The sequence below is a fragment of the Actinomadura sp. B10D3 genome, assembly GCF_039871695.1.
In the GTDB taxonomy this organism is placed as follows: domain Bacteria; phylum Actinomycetota; class Actinomycetes; order Streptosporangiales; family Streptosporangiaceae; genus Spirillospora; species Spirillospora madurae.
The window spans coordinates 1-13387 of the sequence record NZ_JBDPLY010000017.1 but is presented as its reverse complement, the minus strand read 5'-3'; the positions used below and the strand labels follow the sequence as shown (position 1 = coordinate 13387).

Here is a 13387-nt window from a genome sequence, read left to right as displayed (position 1 = left end):
ACGGCGGGTATCGCCAGGGGCGAGGAGGTGTGCGCCCCATGCCGACCGCCGCCGTGCTCGCCGACGACCCCGCCAGGCTCGGGGACGCCCTGTTCCTGGCCATCGGCCCGGCCGTCATCTTCGTGACGCTCATCGCGTGGATCCTCGTGGTGCTGATGACGTCCCGGGAAGCGCGCCGGCGCCGGCCCCGCTGAGCCGCCGAGGCCGGCGGGGCCGGCGGGGCCGGCGGGCGCCCCGACGCCCGTGGTGGCCGCCGAGACCCCTCCCGGCGGTCATCACGGGTCTCATCGGACCGTTCCATCCCTGCCCGGTAAGATGTCTGACGTCTGACAGGGGTGATTTGTGTGGGTTTGAGGCCGGTGCCGGGCGGGTCGACGGTGGACGCCGTCCTCGACCAGCTCCAGGAGCAGGTCAGCGGCGGCGCCTGGGCGGTCGGCGCGCGCATCCCGGCGGAGACGGACCTCGCCGCGCAGCTCGGCGTGAGCCGCCCGGCCGTCCGGGAGGCGATCAGGGCGCTGTCGCACGTCGGCGTGCTGGAGGTGCGCCGCGGCGACGGGACGTACGTGCGCAGCAGCGCCGACCCCCGCCCGCTCCTGCGCCGGGTCTCGCGCGCCTCCGCGCGGGACGTCTTCGAGGTGCAGCTCGCCTACGACGTCCAGGCCGCCCGTCTCGCCGCACGCCGCCGCACCGAGGCCGACCTCGCGCGGCTGGAGGACCTGCTCCGCGCCCGCGACGAGGCCACCGAGCCGGACGCGTTCGGCGCCGCCGACGCGCGCTTCCACCTGGGCGTGGCGGAGGCGACCCGGAACCCGGTGCTGATCGAGGCGATGCGGTTCTTCATCGACCGGCTGCACGAGTCGATGCGCATGATCAGGCTGGACCGCGAGGTGCCGGAGGCCGGCCCCGCCCGGCACCGCGCGGTGCTGGACGCGATCGCCGCGGGCGACCCGGAGGCGGCCGCGGCGGCCGCCGCGGCCGTCGTCGAGCCGACCCTGGCCGTCCTGGAGGCCCTGCTCGACGAGGAGGCCGGACGGTGACGGGACGGCGCGCCCTCGCCGGGTCCCTCCTCATGATCGTCGTGGTGGCGGTCAACCTGCGGCCGGCGGTCGCGGCGGTCGGCCCGCTGCTCACCGAGATCAGCGACGCGTTCCACCTGTCCGGGACGGCGGCCGGCGCGCTGACCACCCTCCCGCTGGCGTTCTTCGGCTCCTACGGGCTGGCCGCGGCGTTCCTGCGGCGCGCACCGCGCGGCGAAACGCTGCTGGTCACCGCGATGGCGCTGCTCGTCACCGCGCTGGTGGTGCGGCTGCTGGACGGCGCGTTCGCGCTGTTCGCCGGATCCCTCGCCGCCGGTATCGCGATCAGCGTCGGCAACATCGCGATGCCGGGGATCATCAAGCGGGACCATCCGGACCGGATCACGACGGTGACGTCGGTCTACACGGTCGCGATCACGGCCGGCGCGTGCCTGGCGTCCGGCCTCGCCGTCCCCGTGGAGGACCTCTTCGACGCCACCTGGAAGCTGCCGCTCGGCCTGCTCGCGATCCCGGCGGCGCTCGCCGGGCTGCTGTGGACGCCGCGGGCGCGGCGGGCGGCGCACGCGGCCCGCTCGGCGCCGCCCGCGGTGCACCGGCAGGGGGTCGCGGCGCTGGTGTGGCGGTCCGGGCTGGCCTGGAACGTCACGGTGTTCATGGGGCTGCAGTCGCTGCTCGCGTACGTCCTGCTGGCCTGGGTGCCCACGATCTGCCAGGACCGCGGGATGGGCGAGGCGGCCGCCGGGTACGTGCTCGCGCTCGCGTCGGCGATGCAGGCGGCCGGGTCGCTGGGTGTCCCGCTGATCGCCCGCCGGACCAGCGACCAGCGCCCGCTGGTGATCGCCACGGCGGTGCTGTCGGCGATCGGCTTCGCCGGCATCGCCTGGGCACCGATCGCGACGGTGTGGGGCTGGACGGTGATCCTCGGCATCGGCGGGGGCTTCGGGTTCGCGACCGCGCTGTCGTTCATCGGGCTCCGCGCGCACGACGCCCAGGTCGCGGCGCAGCTCTCCGGGATGGCGCAGGGCGTCGGGTACGTGATCGCGGCGCTCGGCCCGCTCGCCATCGGGGCGCTGCACGACGCCACCGGTGGATGGACCGTTCCGACGGTCACCGTGCTCGCGGTGTGCGCCGTCATGGCCGCGCCCGGCATGGCGGCGGGCCGGCTCCGCACGGTCGGCGCGCCCGCGGGCACGGCCCGCGAGGAGATTAATCTGGACATTAGCGGACACATCCCTAACTGACCCCGTCAGGGGTCGTTCGCGTCATCGGAGGTGACCGCCGTGCTCGCCCAGAGGATCTTGGCCGACACATCCCCCACCGTCGCGCTCAGGTGGGTGTGGATCATCGTTGTGGTGGCCGCCGTGCTGACGATCGCCCGGCTGTACATGCTGAGGGCCGCCTCGTCCAGGAAGATCCATCCCGACCGCAGGAACGACCAGGACAACCACCGCGGCATGGAGCAGGGCGGCGTGTACACCTACACGCCCGGGATGTTCTCCCACAGCTACCCGCCCAGCAAGGAGACGCAGCCGGAGGAGTTCCGGCGCGACAACCCGCAGCCGGGCCGGGAGCCGAAGAAGCCGTGGCCGGACGGCGTCCTGTACGAGCAGACGGTCTTCAAACAGGAGTTCGAAGAGCTCAAGAAGACCTCGAACCCCGAAGGCCGCTGAACCGTCCTCGGCGCCGCGGGCGCCTCATCGGCGTGCGATGAAGATGGTCATACCCGCTGAAGTCGAAGGTGACGGCGACGGGCTCGAAGAAGAGCGTCGTGCCGGAAGTGCCCGCCGGATGCGATCCGTCGGGGAAGGCGATTCCGCTCCCCTGCCGTGAGTTGCCGGTTCTAGGACGGCTGGCCGAAGACGCCGGGGGCCGGGCGGATCGCGCCGACGACGCCGTCACCGCCCCGCACCTGGACGATCGACAGCTCGTCCAGGGCGGCCTTGTCCGCGCCGTCGTGGACGCCGAGCGCCCGCAGCAGCGCCACCGTGACGGGCGTCCGGGCCCGCATCGCCCCGTCGTCGATCTTGACGGCGCCGGCCCGGCCGTCGCCGAACGCGAACGCGTCGACCCCCTCCGCGCCGCACTTGACCAGCAGGCCCGGCACCGCTTCCATGAGCCACAGTTCCTCGCGCCGGGTGCCGGACGTCCACTGCGGATGGGTCCGCATCGCGTCCGCGACGCGGCGCTCGGGGGTGCCGGGCCCGGCGAGGACGAGCGCGCGGAACGCCCGCGCCACCCCGGCGATCGACACGGCGAACAGGGGCGCGCCGCAGCCGTCGACGCCGACCGCCGCGACGGGCTCGCCCGCCATCTCCTCGACGACGTCGCGGACGGCGCGCTGCAGCGGGTGGCCGGGGTCGAGGTAGCCATCGGTGGGCCAGCCGGCGGTGACGCACGTGGCGAGCATCGCGGCGTGCTTGCCCGAGCAGTTCATCCGCGGCCGGGAGGGGCCGCGGCCGGTGCGGGCGATGTCGTGCTGGGTGGCGGGGTCGAGCGGCCAGCTCTCCGGGCAGCGCAGGTCGGCGGCGACGAGCCCGGCGCCGGAGAGGATCTTCTCGACCCCCTCCATGTGGAAGTCCTCGCCGGAGTGGCTGCCCGCGGCGAGCGCCAGCAGCTCGTCGTCGAGGTCGAGGCCGGAGCGCAGCATCGCGACCGCCTGCATCGGCTTGTTCGCCGACCGCGGGAACACCGGCGCCGCCGGGTCGCCGGCGCGGACGGCGACCGCCCCGCCGGCGTCGATCCCGATCGCGGCCCCGCGGTGCCGCGACTCCACGAACCCGGACCGCTCGACCTCGACCAGCACGGGATTGATCGTCATCAGGCCCACCTCGTCACACCGGCACCGGAACAGCGGAACACCGAGCTGTCGAAAAGCAGGCCCCACCCACCCGGGGGCGGACCCGCTACCTCCATCGTCAAGTACCCCGCTCACCCCACGGGAGAGAAATCACGACCTGTGGAAAACCCCAAGATCAGTGCCGCTTGACGCCGAGAAGGGCGCGGGCGTCCGCGGCGGGCATCGGCGGCCGCTGCGCCAGGTGCGCGGCCTGGGCGGCCCGCTCCACCAGCTGGACGTTCGCCGTCACCGGACGCCCCTTCGCCAGCGTGAGCGTGTCCTCCATCCCCACCCGCAGATGCCCGCCCGCCGACAACGCCGCGAACAGCACGGGGAGGGACGTCCGCCCGATGCCGGTGGCCGACCACGTCGCCCCCTCCGGCAGCGCCTCGACGGCCGCCACCAGCGACCGCGCGTCGCCCGCCATACCGCCCGGGACGCCCATCACCAGGTCGCAGTGGACGTGCCCGCCGTACGGAGACCCGTACTTGTCCAGCAGCCGCCGCAGCGCCGCCACGTGCCCCAGGTCGAACAGCTCGAACTCCGGGACGACCTCCAGCTCCTGCGTGCGCTGGTACAGCTCCACCATGAACGGCCACGGGTTCATGAACACGTCGTCGCCGAAGTTGACCGTCCCGCAGGTGAGCGAGCACATGTCGGGCTCAGCGTCCAGCACGCGAAGCCTGTCCTCGTACGGGTCGGTGACCGCGCCCCCCGTGGACAGCTGGACGATCAGCCCCGTGCTCTCCCGCAGCGCCCTCACCGTGTCCCGCAGCCGGGACGGGTCGAGCGTGGGCCGCGCGTCGTCGTCGCGGATGTGCACGTGGATCACGGCCGCCCCGGCGGCCTCGCACTCCTTGGCCGTCTGGACGAGTTCCTCCAGGGTGACGGGCAGGGCCGGAACGTCCGCCTTGGCGGACTCCGCGCCCGTGGGCGCCACCGTGATGAGCGTCGTTGCTCCCATAGGCGGCAGAATGCATGGTCATGCGTGCGGTAGTCCAGAGGGTGAGCCAGGCCAGCGTGTCCGTGGACGGGCGCGTCACCGGTGCGATCGAGGGGCCGGGACTGCTCGTCCTGGTCGGCGTGACCCACGACGACGGCCCGGAAAAGGCCCGCAGGCTGGCCGCGAAGCTGTGGGGGCTGCGCATCCTGCAGGATGAGAAGTCGTGCTCGGACGTGAACGCGCCGCTCCTCGTCGTGAGCCAATTCACCCTCTACGGCGACGCGCGGAAGGGCCGCCGCCCGTCCTGGACGGCCGCCGCACCCGGTCCCGTCGCCGAGCCCCTGGTGGACGCGGTCGTCCACGAGCTTCGAAACCTGGGGGCGAAGGTCGAGACGGGCGAGTTCGGCGCCGACATGAAGGTCGCGCTCGTCAACGACGGCCCGATCACCCTCGTCCTGGACGTCTGACCACCGCAGGCCCGCGAGCCGGGCCGAAGCGGCCGGGTCACCGGAACCCGTAGACCATGCCGACGAGTGCCCCGATCGTCCCCGCGGCGGCGAGCAGGATGAGGGCCCGGTCCTGCGGGACGAGGCGCCCGCGCACGTCCGGGGAGACGACCACGACGCCGGTGTCGCGCTCGGGGTCTTCGGCCGGCAGCGGCTTCTGGAACGGGTTGCGGAGGCCCACGAGGCGCCACAGCGCGTCGTTGCGGAGCCGCTGGTGGCCGGGACGGGCGCAGGCGAACAGCCGCCCCCGCGTCCGCTCCGTGCAGGCGGCGCCCTGCTGGGTCAGGATGCGGCACATCGTCGGGACCAGCATGAACTCGTACAGGCACCAGCCCAGCAGCCCGAGCAGCGCGACGCGCCACGACTGGAACCACCACGCCGCCCCGAAGACGGCCGCGAACAGGGCCCACCAGACCAGCGCGGACTCCCGGCCCGGGCGGCGCCGGGTCCCTCTCCTGGATGCCTGCGGCTCCTCTTTCCCCAGGTTCGGGACCATCGGTAGGAATCCACCTTCCCTGGGCGCCGGCCGGTCAGAATTCGTCTATGTCAGACGATATTCGCCCGGGAGGCCGCCTGCTACCCGTGTTTCGCCGCCCGGCGGCGGAGGGCGATCTGCGCGTTCGCCCCGGTCTCCGGGGAGACGACGACCTCCTGGGCCGCCGCGACGCCGCCCGCGAGCAGCTCGGCGTCCACCGGGACGTTGCGCTTGACCAGCGCGAGCGCGATCGGGCCGAGCTCGTGGTGGCGGGCCGCCGAGCCGACGGAGCCCACCGCGCGCCCGCCCGGGATCTCGACCGGGTCGCCGTGGGCGGGGAGCCGGTCGACGCTGCCGTCCAGGTGCAGGAACACCAGGCGGCGCGGGGGACGCCCCAGGTTGTGGACGCGGGCGACGGTCTCCTGCCCCCGGTAGCAGCCCTTCTCCAGATGGACGGCGGTCTCCACGTACCCCGCCTCGTGCGGGATCGTCCGGTGGTCGGTGTCGAGCCCGAAGCGGGGACGGTGCTCGGCGATGCGCAGCGCCTCGTACGCCCAGATCCCCGCGGGCCGCAGGCCCTCGGGGAAGGAGCCGCGCGGGACGATCCGCGTCGTCGTGCCCGCCACGTCCGGCCAGGCCGGGCCGGCTTCGGCCGACGGCGGCCCGGTGATCACCATGTACGCGTCCGACACGTCGGCGACCTCGACGCGCAGCATGAACCGCATCCGGTCGAGGAACTCCACCAGCGAGGGCGCCGTCCCCGGCTCGACGTGCGCCCACACGGCCTCGCCGTCGTCGACGAGGAAGAGGTGGTGCTCGATGTGCCCGTTCGGGCTGAGCAGCAGCGCCTCGGTCGGCTCGAACGGCTTCAGGCCGTCCAGGTGCTGGCTCAGGAGGCTGTGCAGCCAGCTCAGCCGGTCCGGCCCGGAAACGCGGACGACGCCGCGGTTGCTCCGGTCGGTGAACGCCGTCCCCTCTTCGAGGGCGCGTTGCTCGTGCGCGGGGTCCCCGTAGTGCGCGGCGACCTCCTGGTCGGGCGCGTCGGCGGCGACGGCTCCGGGCGACTGCAGCAGAGGGCTTCCCATGCGTCCAGACTATGTGGCGCGGCACTCCTTGCACCGCCCGTAGACGGTGAGGTGGTGCACGTCGGTCTCGAAGCCGAAGTCGCGCCGCAGGACGTCGGCCAGGCCGGACGCGGCGCGCGGGTCGACGTCCTCCACGGTGTGGCAGCCGCGGCAGACGAGGTGGATGTGCTCGGCCTCCGCGGCGAGGTGGTAGTTCGGCGGGCCGTGCCCGAGGTGGGCGTGCTTGACGAGGCCGAGCTCCTCCAGGAGTTCGAGCGTCCGGTACACGGTGGAGATGTTGACGCCGCGGGCCGTGCGCTGCACCTCGGTGCAGATCTCCTCGGGAGTCCCGTGCTCCAGGTTGGTGACCGCCTCAAGGACCAGCTGGCGCTGGGGCGTCACCCGGTACCCCTTCGCCCGCAGCTCGTCCTGCCACGACTCGACCATGCACCCGAGTCTAGAACCCTGCGGCGCTGGTCCGGCCGGGCGTTTCAGCCGTCGGAAAACTCGCTTGCCCTGCCGCACGGCGCTCACATACGTTCGGGGTACGCGCGAAAGGAGGTGGTCCAAGAAATGGTTGATTCTAGGACTCGCGAGGTGGCTGTCCGCTAGTCGCCGTTCCGCCTCGGCGCCGCCGCCCCCGGCGGCGGCAACCGGTCGCGACGGTGACCGGCGAATCCCAGGCAGTTACCCGGTCCCCGGACCGATGGACCCGTCCTGTCCATCGCCCCGCCTCCCGGCGGGAAGGTCCGGGGACCGTTCATTTTCCGGGGAGTTCAGGAGACCTTCTTGAGCTGCGCCGACACGTGCGACTGGAGCTTCTGGCCCATCGCCGCCATGTCGTAGGCCCAGCCGAGGTCCTCCCCGATCAGCCCGTACAGGCGGTGGCCCGCGGTGACCTCCTTGGCCGACTCCGTGCGCGCGACGACGTCGGTCTTCAGCTCCACCCGGTTGAACGCCACGTTCCCGACGTAGATCTCCACGATGCCGGTCGGGTGGGCCAGCGTCACCTCGACCTGGTGGCCGGGTTGTGGCCGCCAGTACCCCGTCTCCACGGCGAGCGGACGGCCGAGGGTGCCGTCCTCCTCGATCATCCAGGTCCGGCTCGCGTAGACGAGGAAGGGCTTGCCGACGTGGGTGAAGGAGATCTCCTGGCCGAAGTTGAACGACTCGATCGTCGGGTAGCCGCCCACCCCGGCGCCCTCCCAGGTGCCGAGGAGGAACGCCAGGGGCTCAAGGTCCGGGTGCAGCTCAGGATCCATGGGCACCGAGCGTAGCGGCGCCCGCGGCCCGGCGCGTCCCGGCCGCCGGCCCGGCCGGAGGGGGACCGCCGTCCCTGTCGGGGCGCCGTCCCCGGTCCCGATCATTGGACCGTGTCCGATCTCTCCCCGGCGATCGTCTTCCTGCTGATCCTGGCCGCGGTGCTGCTCGCCGCCGGCTGGGTGTGGCGGCTGCGGTTCCGCAGCCTGCGCCGCGCCGTCGCGACGAGCTGCGCGGGGGTGGCGGGGCTGCCCGGCGGTGTGCCCTGCCAGGTGAGCGGGACGGCGCAGGCCGTCCAGCCGGCGCCGTTCTCCGGGACGCCGTGCGCCTGGTACCGCGTCCGCGCCACGGCGAAGACCCGGAGCGGCAGGCGGGTCTTCATGGACGAGAAGTCGGCGGTGCCGTTCCCTCTCCAGGACGAGTCGGGGCGCTTCACCGTCGACCCGGGGACCGCGGCCGTCGACGGGGCCGTCCGGACGATGGACGAGCGCCGTCCCGAGCGCGGGTCCCTGCCGGGCCTGACGACCGAGGAGGTGTCCGAATACCGCTACGAGGAGTGGATCCTGCCGGCCGGGCGTCCGCTGTACATCCTCGGCACCGCGACGGGCGGGTCGATCGGCAGGGACGAGAAGACCGGCCAGTACAGCATCACCACGCGGACGCGCCGCGAGTTCGGGCGGCGGGCCGCGGTGTTCATGGGGATCGGGTACGGCGGCGGCGCGTGCCTCGTCCTCGCCTCCGCGGTGATCGTCGCCCTCGACCATTTCGACTGAGCGCCTATTTCAGGCGGCTCAGGCGGATCACGAGGAGCACGGCGGCCACCGCCATGAGTCCGAGCACGGCGACGAGGATCGCCGCGTTCACCATTCCGCCCACAGCGCAGGATGCTACGCGGTATCCCGGGACTAGAGTGCGACTATGGCCCGACCACTGGTGATCAAGGTGACGGCGGGCGCCGACGCCCCGGAGCGCTGCAACCAGGCGTTCACGGTGGCGGCCGCCGCCGCCGCGAGCGGTGTGCCGGTCTCGCTGTGGCTGACCGGCGAGTCGGCCTGGTTCGCGCTGCCGGGGCGGGCGGCGGAGTTCTCACTGCCGCACGCCACCCCGCTGGACGACCTTCTCACCGTCGTCCTCTCCGCGGGGCGCGTCACCCTCTGCACCCAGTGCGCGGCCCGCCGCGAGATCGGCCCGGACGACGTCCTGCCGGGCGTCCGCATCGCCGGCGCCCCGACCTTCGTCGAGGAGATCACCTCCGACGACGTCCAGGCCCTGGTGTACTGAACCGGGCAGCAGCCACAGGTGGACCGTGGTGTCCAGGCTGAGGCCCGGCCGCGCCACCGCGGGGAGCGGACGTGCCAGAGGCCTGGTGCGGGCGGCGACGACGAGGCCGCCGACCACGGAGCCGGCCAGGCCGAGCATGAGGTCCCCGATGGTGTCGCGGTAGATCGTGACGGCCTCGGGGGTGTCGAGGATGAAGACGCCGAACTCGAAGAACTCCCAGACGATGGCCGCGGCGGCGCCGAGGCCGGCGCAGGTCAGGGCCAGCGTCCAGGCGGGCAGGCCGCCCTTGCGGCGCAGGACGAGGCCGGCGGCGGCGCTCAGCAGGGCCCAGTTCCCGAAGTGGCAGGCGTCGTCGAACCAGCCGACCGTGTCGTAGAGGTCGGCGGCGTTCCCGGCGACGTCCACGAGGAAGGGCAGCGTGACGAGGAGGTCGACGTCCCACGGGAACGGCCGGCCCCGCCCGCGCAGCGCCCAGACGAGCGTGACGAGCATGACGGCCGCGGGGTAGGCGGCGACGCGGACGCCCATGGCCTTGTCCGCGAACCGGTCCCATTCGGGGAAGGCGACGGCGAGGGCGAGGAGGGCGGCGAGCGCCGCCTTGGCGGCGAGGGCCGCCGGTGCGGTGAGGCCGGGCGGGCGCCGGCGGGTGGTCTCCATGCCCGCAGCCTCGCCGCCCGCGGGGCGCCGCGGCATCGGCGCGAGTACTCAGATCCGCCTGAGTGTGGATGACGGCGTCCATAACGGATATAGACCAGCCGACATCCCTTCCGACGTGGGAGCCCCCGGATGGTCGACATACCCGCATGGGCCTGGGTCGCGACGATCGCGCTGATCACCATGCTGTTCGTCTTCGACCTGCTGGTCGCGGTCCGGCGGCCGCACGCGGTCGGGATCCGCGAGGCCACCTTCTGGTCGGTGTTCTACATCGCCGCCGCGCTGCTGTTCGGTCTCGCGGTGTGGGTCCTCGGCGGGGCGACGGCGGGCACCGAGTACTTCTCCGGCTGGATCGTCGAGAAGAGCCTGTCGGTCGACAACCTCTTCGTCTTCGTGATCATCATGGCGCGGTTCGCGGTGCCCCAGGAGTTCCAGCAGAAGGCGCTGCTGTTCGGGATCGCCGCCGCGCTCGCCCTGCGGGCCGTCCTCATCGCGGTCGGCGCCGCCGCGATCAGCCTGTTCTCCTTCACGTTCCTGCTCTTCGGGCTGATCCTCATCTGGACGGCGATCCAGCTGATCCGGCACCGCAACGAGGAGCCCGATGTGGAGGACACCTTCCTCGTCCGCCGGGCGCGCACGATCCTCCCGGTCAGCCAGGACTTCCACGGCGGGCGGATGCTCGCCCACGAGGACGGGCAGCGCGTCATGACACCGCTGCTCCTGGTGTTCATCGCCATCGGCAGCACCGACGTCCTCTTCGCGCTGGACTCCATCCCGGCCGTCTTCGGCGTGACGAAGGACCCGTTCCTCGTCTTCACCGCGAACGCGTTCGCCCTGCTCGGCCTGCGCGCCCTCTACTTCCTCATCGAGGGCCTGCTGGAACGCCTGGTCTACCTGTCGATCGGCCTGTCGGTCATCCTCGCGTTCATCGGCGTCAAGCTGATCGTCCAGTTCCTGCACGAGGACGTCACGACGTCGGTCCCCGAGATCCCGACGCCGCTCTCGCTCGGCGTCATCCTGGTGATCCTGCTGGTCACCACCGGGGCCAGCCTGGTCCGCGTCCGGCACCACCCGGAGGAGAAGGCCAAGCCGGGCGCCCTCCGCAAGCGCCGGAGGGATGCCCGCGAGGAGCAGCCCGCCGAGCGCTGAGGGGCGGTGCTCAGGGGCGGACGGTCACGGGCCGGTGCCGTCACGGGCCGGTGCCGTCACCGGCCCCGTGCGCACCCGGCGTGTGCCCGAAGGCCCGCCGGAAGACGTCGATGAACGCGCTGGCCGACGACCAGCCGCACTGGTGGGCCACGGCGGTCACAGGCGTGTTCTCGGCGAGCAGGACCAGCGCGTGGTGGAGGCGCAGCTGGGTGCGCCACTGCGGGAACGTCATGCCGAGGTCGGCTCTGAAGAGCCGGGACAGCGTCCGGTCGCTCGCGCCGACCTCCCGGCCCAGCTCCGCCAGGGTGCGCCTGTCGGCGGGGTCGGCGTGCAGGATGCCGCACAGCGCCGTGAGCTGCGGGACGGTCGGAGCGGGCAGATGCAGGGGCTGCTGCGCCGACGTGCGCAACCGGTCGAGCAGCACCGCGCGAAGCCGTGCGCGCGCGGGATCGCCGGGGCGGCCGGGCTCGCGGGTGTAGGCGAGGATCAGCTCCCGCAGCAGCGGGCTCACGATGAGCACGGACGGCTCGTCCAGGCCGAGCGGGTTGTCGGTGGCGGGGAGGCCGACCAGGTGCAGTTCGACCTCGCCGTGGGCCTGGTGGGCGTGGGCGGCGCCGGCGGGGATCCAGATGGCGCGGTTGGCGGGCGCCACCCACGTCCCGGCGTCGGTGGTGACGGACACGACGCCCCGCCCGGCATAGGCGATGTGGTGGTCGTCGTGCCGGTGGGCGTCGATGGCGGCGCCTGGAGCCAGCCAGCGCGTGCGGGTGGGGGCGGCCGGTTGATGGCGGATTTCCTGCATCGATTGGCAGATTATCGGAAGCCCGACATGCCGCCCCGGCGGAAGCATGAACGCCGTGTCATCGCGAAAGCAGGTCCTCTTCCTTTCGGCCGGGCACGCCTGCGTGGACGTCTACCAGGGGTCCGTGACGGCGCTCGTCCCGTTCTTCGTCGCCGAGCGCCACTACACCTACGCCGCCGCCTCCGGGATCGTCCTCGCCGCGTCGCTGCTCTCGTCCGTGGCGCAGCCCCTGTTCGGCGCGCTCACCGACCGGTGGCCGATGCCCTGGCTGCTGCCCCTGAGCACGTTCCTCGGCGGGGCCGGGATCGCGCTGAGCGGGCTCAGCGGCGACTACGCGCTCACGCTGGCGTTCGTGGCGGTCTCCGGGGTCGGGGTCGCCGCGTACCACCCCGAGTCGGCCCGGGTCGCCCGCAGGGCCAGCGGGGGGAGCCACACCGCGATGAGCTGGTTCTCCGTCGGCGGCAACGTCGGATTCGCGCTGGCGCCCCTCCTGGTCGCCGCCGTGATCGCCCCGCACGACCTGCGGTTCACGCCGTTCCTCGCCGTCCCGGCCCTCGCGGGCAGCGTCCTGTGCCTGCCCGTTCTGCGCGCGCTGGAGAGGACGTCGCCCGGTGGCTCCGGCTCCTCTGCCAAGCGAGGCGTGGACGACCGGCGCTCTTTCGTCAAGCTGTCGCTGGCCGTGGTCTGCCGATCCGTCGTGTTCATGGGGATGGCCACGTTCATCTCGTTCTACGCGCGGCAGCGCACGGGAGGAGGCGTGGCCGCGGGCACCGCCGCCCTGTTCGTGCTGTACCTCGGCGGCGCGGTGGGCACCGTCCTCGGCGGCTCCCTGGCCGCCCGCTGGGACCGGGTCACCGCCGTGCGCCGGTCGTACCTCCTGACGGCCGCCGCCGTCGCGGGCATCGTGTTCGTCCCCGGCCCGGCGATCTACCTGTTCATCGCCCTGACCTCGGCCGGGCTCTACATCCCGTTCTCCCTCCAGGTCACCCTCGGCCAGGACTACCTGCCCACCCGGGTCGGCACCGCGAGCGGCGTCACGCTCGGGCTGACCGTCAGCATCGGCGGCCTTGCCAGCCCGATCCTCGGGAGCGTCGCGGACGCGACGTCGCTGCGGACGGCGCTGGCACCGCTCATCGCGATGCCCGCCCTGGCCTGGCTGCTGATCCGCACCCTGCCCGAGCCCGCCGTCCCGGTGCCCGCCGCGCCCGTGCCCCGGGCCGCGGAGGACGTGGCGCCGGGCCGCTGATCAGCGGCTAGTACTACATCACTAGATCTGTAGGACTTGGAGGTGTAGGCGTCGCCGGAAGTGGCTTCGGCGTGCTCGGGCCTGATGCTCGCGGCGGATGATCGACCAGTGCAGGCCCTGGTCAATGACCTGGT

At 73.0% G+C, this 13387-nt stretch carries 16 protein-coding genes; 9 read left to right on the top strand and 7 right to left on the bottom strand.

Annotated features, from left to right (window positions below; genetic code table 11):
• Window positions 1-38 precede the first annotated feature (38 nt).
• The 4 genes from ABGB11_RS24315 (at window position 39) to ABGB11_RS24300 (ending at window position 2707) form a co-directional block, all read left to right on the top strand.
• Window positions 39-194, top strand: a complete 156-nt coding sequence (locus tag ABGB11_RS24315) for a hypothetical protein (RefSeq protein WP_347636261.1) — start codon at window positions 39-41, stop codon at window positions 192-194.
• A gap of 150 nt (window positions 195-344) precedes the next feature.
• Entirely contained in the window at window positions 345-1037 is a 693-nt protein-coding gene (locus ABGB11_RS24310; protein WP_347636260.1) for an FCD domain-containing protein, read from the top strand.
• Window positions 1034-2278 (top strand): MFS transporter, encoded by a 1245-nt coding sequence (locus tag ABGB11_RS24305; protein WP_347636259.1) that lies wholly within the window; start codon window positions 1034-1036, stop codon window positions 2276-2278. Before ABGB11_RS24310 ends, ABGB11_RS24305 begins: the two co-directional genes overlap by 4 nt.
• Before the next feature lie 39 nt (window positions 2279-2317).
• On the top strand, window positions 2318-2707 hold the full coding sequence (locus tag ABGB11_RS24300) for a hypothetical protein (RefSeq protein WP_347636257.1): 390 nt from the start codon (window positions 2318-2320) through the stop codon (window positions 2705-2707).
• A 170-nt stretch (window positions 2708-2877) separates the two neighbouring features.
• Here ABGB11_RS24300 and ABGB11_RS24295 read toward each other — a convergent pair whose 3' ends face one another.
• Window positions 2878-3855, bottom strand: coding sequence for an asparaginase (locus tag ABGB11_RS24295; protein WP_347636256.1), 978 nt, complete (start codon window positions 3853-3855; stop codon window positions 2878-2880).
• A gap of 154 nt (window positions 3856-4009) precedes the next feature.
• On the bottom strand, window positions 4010-4837 hold the full coding sequence (locus ABGB11_RS24290; RefSeq protein ID WP_347636255.1) for a 3-keto-5-aminohexanoate cleavage protein: 828 nt from the start codon (window positions 4835-4837) through the stop codon (window positions 4010-4012).
• Window positions 4838-4857: 20 nt separating this feature from the next.
• On the opposite strand from ABGB11_RS24290, the gene dtd reads away from it, so the two are divergent.
• Window positions 4858-5283 (top strand): D-aminoacyl-tRNA deacylase, encoded by a 426-nt coding sequence (gene dtd, locus ABGB11_RS24285; RefSeq protein WP_347636253.1) that lies wholly within the window; start codon window positions 4858-4860, stop codon window positions 5281-5283.
• A gap of 37 nt (window positions 5284-5320) precedes the next feature.
• Here the strand turns inward: dtd and ABGB11_RS24280 are convergent, their stop codons facing one another.
• The 4 genes from ABGB11_RS24280 to ABGB11_RS24265 form a co-directional block, all read right to left on the bottom strand.
• Window positions 5321-5818 carry a hypothetical protein gene (locus ABGB11_RS24280; protein WP_347636252.1) on the bottom strand — a complete coding sequence of 166 codons (498 nt, stop codon included), beginning with the start codon at window positions 5816-5818 and terminating at the stop codon, window positions 5321-5323.
• An 80-nt stretch (window positions 5819-5898) separates the two neighbouring features.
• Complete coding sequence (locus tag ABGB11_RS24275) at window positions 5899-6882, bottom strand: folate-binding protein (protein WP_347636251.1); 984 nt, start codon at window positions 6880-6882, stop codon at window positions 5899-5901.
• A gap of 9 nt (window positions 6883-6891) precedes the next feature.
• Window positions 6892-7308, bottom strand: coding sequence for a transcriptional repressor (locus ABGB11_RS24270; RefSeq protein ID WP_347636249.1), 417 nt, complete (start codon window positions 7306-7308; stop codon window positions 6892-6894).
• A 329-nt stretch (window positions 7309-7637) separates the two neighbouring features.
• The gene (locus tag ABGB11_RS24265) at window positions 7638-8123 is read right to left on the bottom strand and encodes an FABP family protein (RefSeq protein WP_347636248.1); all 486 of its coding nucleotides are present in this window, start codon (window positions 8121-8123) and stop codon (window positions 7638-7640) included.
• 111 nt (window positions 8124-8234) lie between these two features.
• Here ABGB11_RS24265 and ABGB11_RS24260 point away from each other — a divergent pair, with 111 nt between their 5' ends.
• From ABGB11_RS24260 to ABGB11_RS24250, 3 genes are all read left to right on the top strand, one after another.
• Window positions 8235-8894 carry a GIDE domain-containing protein gene (locus ABGB11_RS24260; protein WP_347636246.1) on the top strand — a complete coding sequence of 220 codons (660 nt, stop codon included), beginning with the start codon at window positions 8235-8237 and terminating at the stop codon, window positions 8892-8894.
• 145 nt (window positions 8895-9039) lie between these two features.
• Entirely contained in the window at window positions 9040-9402 is a 363-nt protein-coding gene (locus ABGB11_RS24255) for a DsrE family protein (protein ID WP_347636245.1), read from the top strand.
• A 786-nt stretch (window positions 9403-10188) separates the two neighbouring features.
• Window positions 10189-11205, top strand: a complete 1017-nt coding sequence (locus ABGB11_RS24250) for a TerC family protein (protein WP_347636244.1) — start codon at window positions 10189-10191, stop codon at window positions 11203-11205.
• 40 nt (window positions 11206-11245) lie between these two features.
• Here the strand turns inward: ABGB11_RS24250 and ABGB11_RS24245 are convergent, their stop codons facing one another.
• Entirely contained in the window at window positions 11246-12007 is a 762-nt protein-coding gene (locus ABGB11_RS24245) for an AraC family transcriptional regulator (protein ID WP_347636242.1), read from the bottom strand.
• 55 nt (window positions 12008-12062) lie between these two features.
• On the opposite strand from ABGB11_RS24245, the gene ABGB11_RS24240 reads away from it, so the two are divergent.
• Entirely contained in the window at window positions 12063-13253 is a 1191-nt protein-coding gene (locus ABGB11_RS24240; RefSeq protein WP_347636241.1) for an MFS transporter, read from the top strand.
• Window positions 13254-13387: the final 134 nt, after the last annotated feature.

Coding starts and splice junctions, on each gene's coding strand:
- ABGB11_RS24275 (WP_347636251.1), bottom strand. CDS start 6,882: ATGGGAAGCCCTCTGCTGCAGTCGCCCGGAGCCGTCGCCGCCGACGCG.
- ABGB11_RS24270 (WP_347636249.1), bottom strand. CDS start 7,308: ATGGTCGAGTCGTGGCAGGACGAGCTGCGGGCGAAGGGGTACCGGGTG.
- ABGB11_RS24290 (WP_347636255.1), bottom strand. CDS start 4,837: ATGGGAGCAACGACGCTCATCACGGTGGCGCCCACGGGCGCGGAGTCC.
- ABGB11_RS24295 (WP_347636256.1), bottom strand. CDS start 3,855: ATGACGATCAATCCCGTGCTGGTCGAGGTCGAGCGGTCCGGGTTCGTG.
- ABGB11_RS24255 (WP_347636245.1), top strand. CDS start 9,040: ATGGCCCGACCACTGGTGATCAAGGTGACGGCGGGCGCCGACGCCCCG.
- ABGB11_RS24265 (WP_347636248.1), bottom strand. CDS start 8,123: ATGGATCCTGAGCTGCACCCGGACCTTGAGCCCCTGGCGTTCCTCCTC.
- ABGB11_RS24280 (WP_347636252.1), bottom strand. CDS start 5,818: ATGGTCCCGAACCTGGGGAAAGAGGAGCCGCAGGCATCCAGGAGAGGG.
- ABGB11_RS24315 (WP_347636261.1), top strand. CDS start 39: ATGCCGACCGCCGCCGTGCTCGCCGACGACCCCGCCAGGCTCGGGGAC.
- ABGB11_RS24250 (WP_347636244.1), top strand. CDS start 10,189: ATGGTCGACATACCCGCATGGGCCTGGGTCGCGACGATCGCGCTGATC.
- ABGB11_RS24245 (WP_347636242.1), bottom strand. CDS start 12,007: ATGCAGGAAATCCGCCATCAACCGGCCGCCCCCACCCGCACGCGCTGG.
- dtd (WP_347636253.1), top strand. CDS start 4,858: ATGCGTGCGGTAGTCCAGAGGGTGAGCCAGGCCAGCGTGTCCGTGGAC.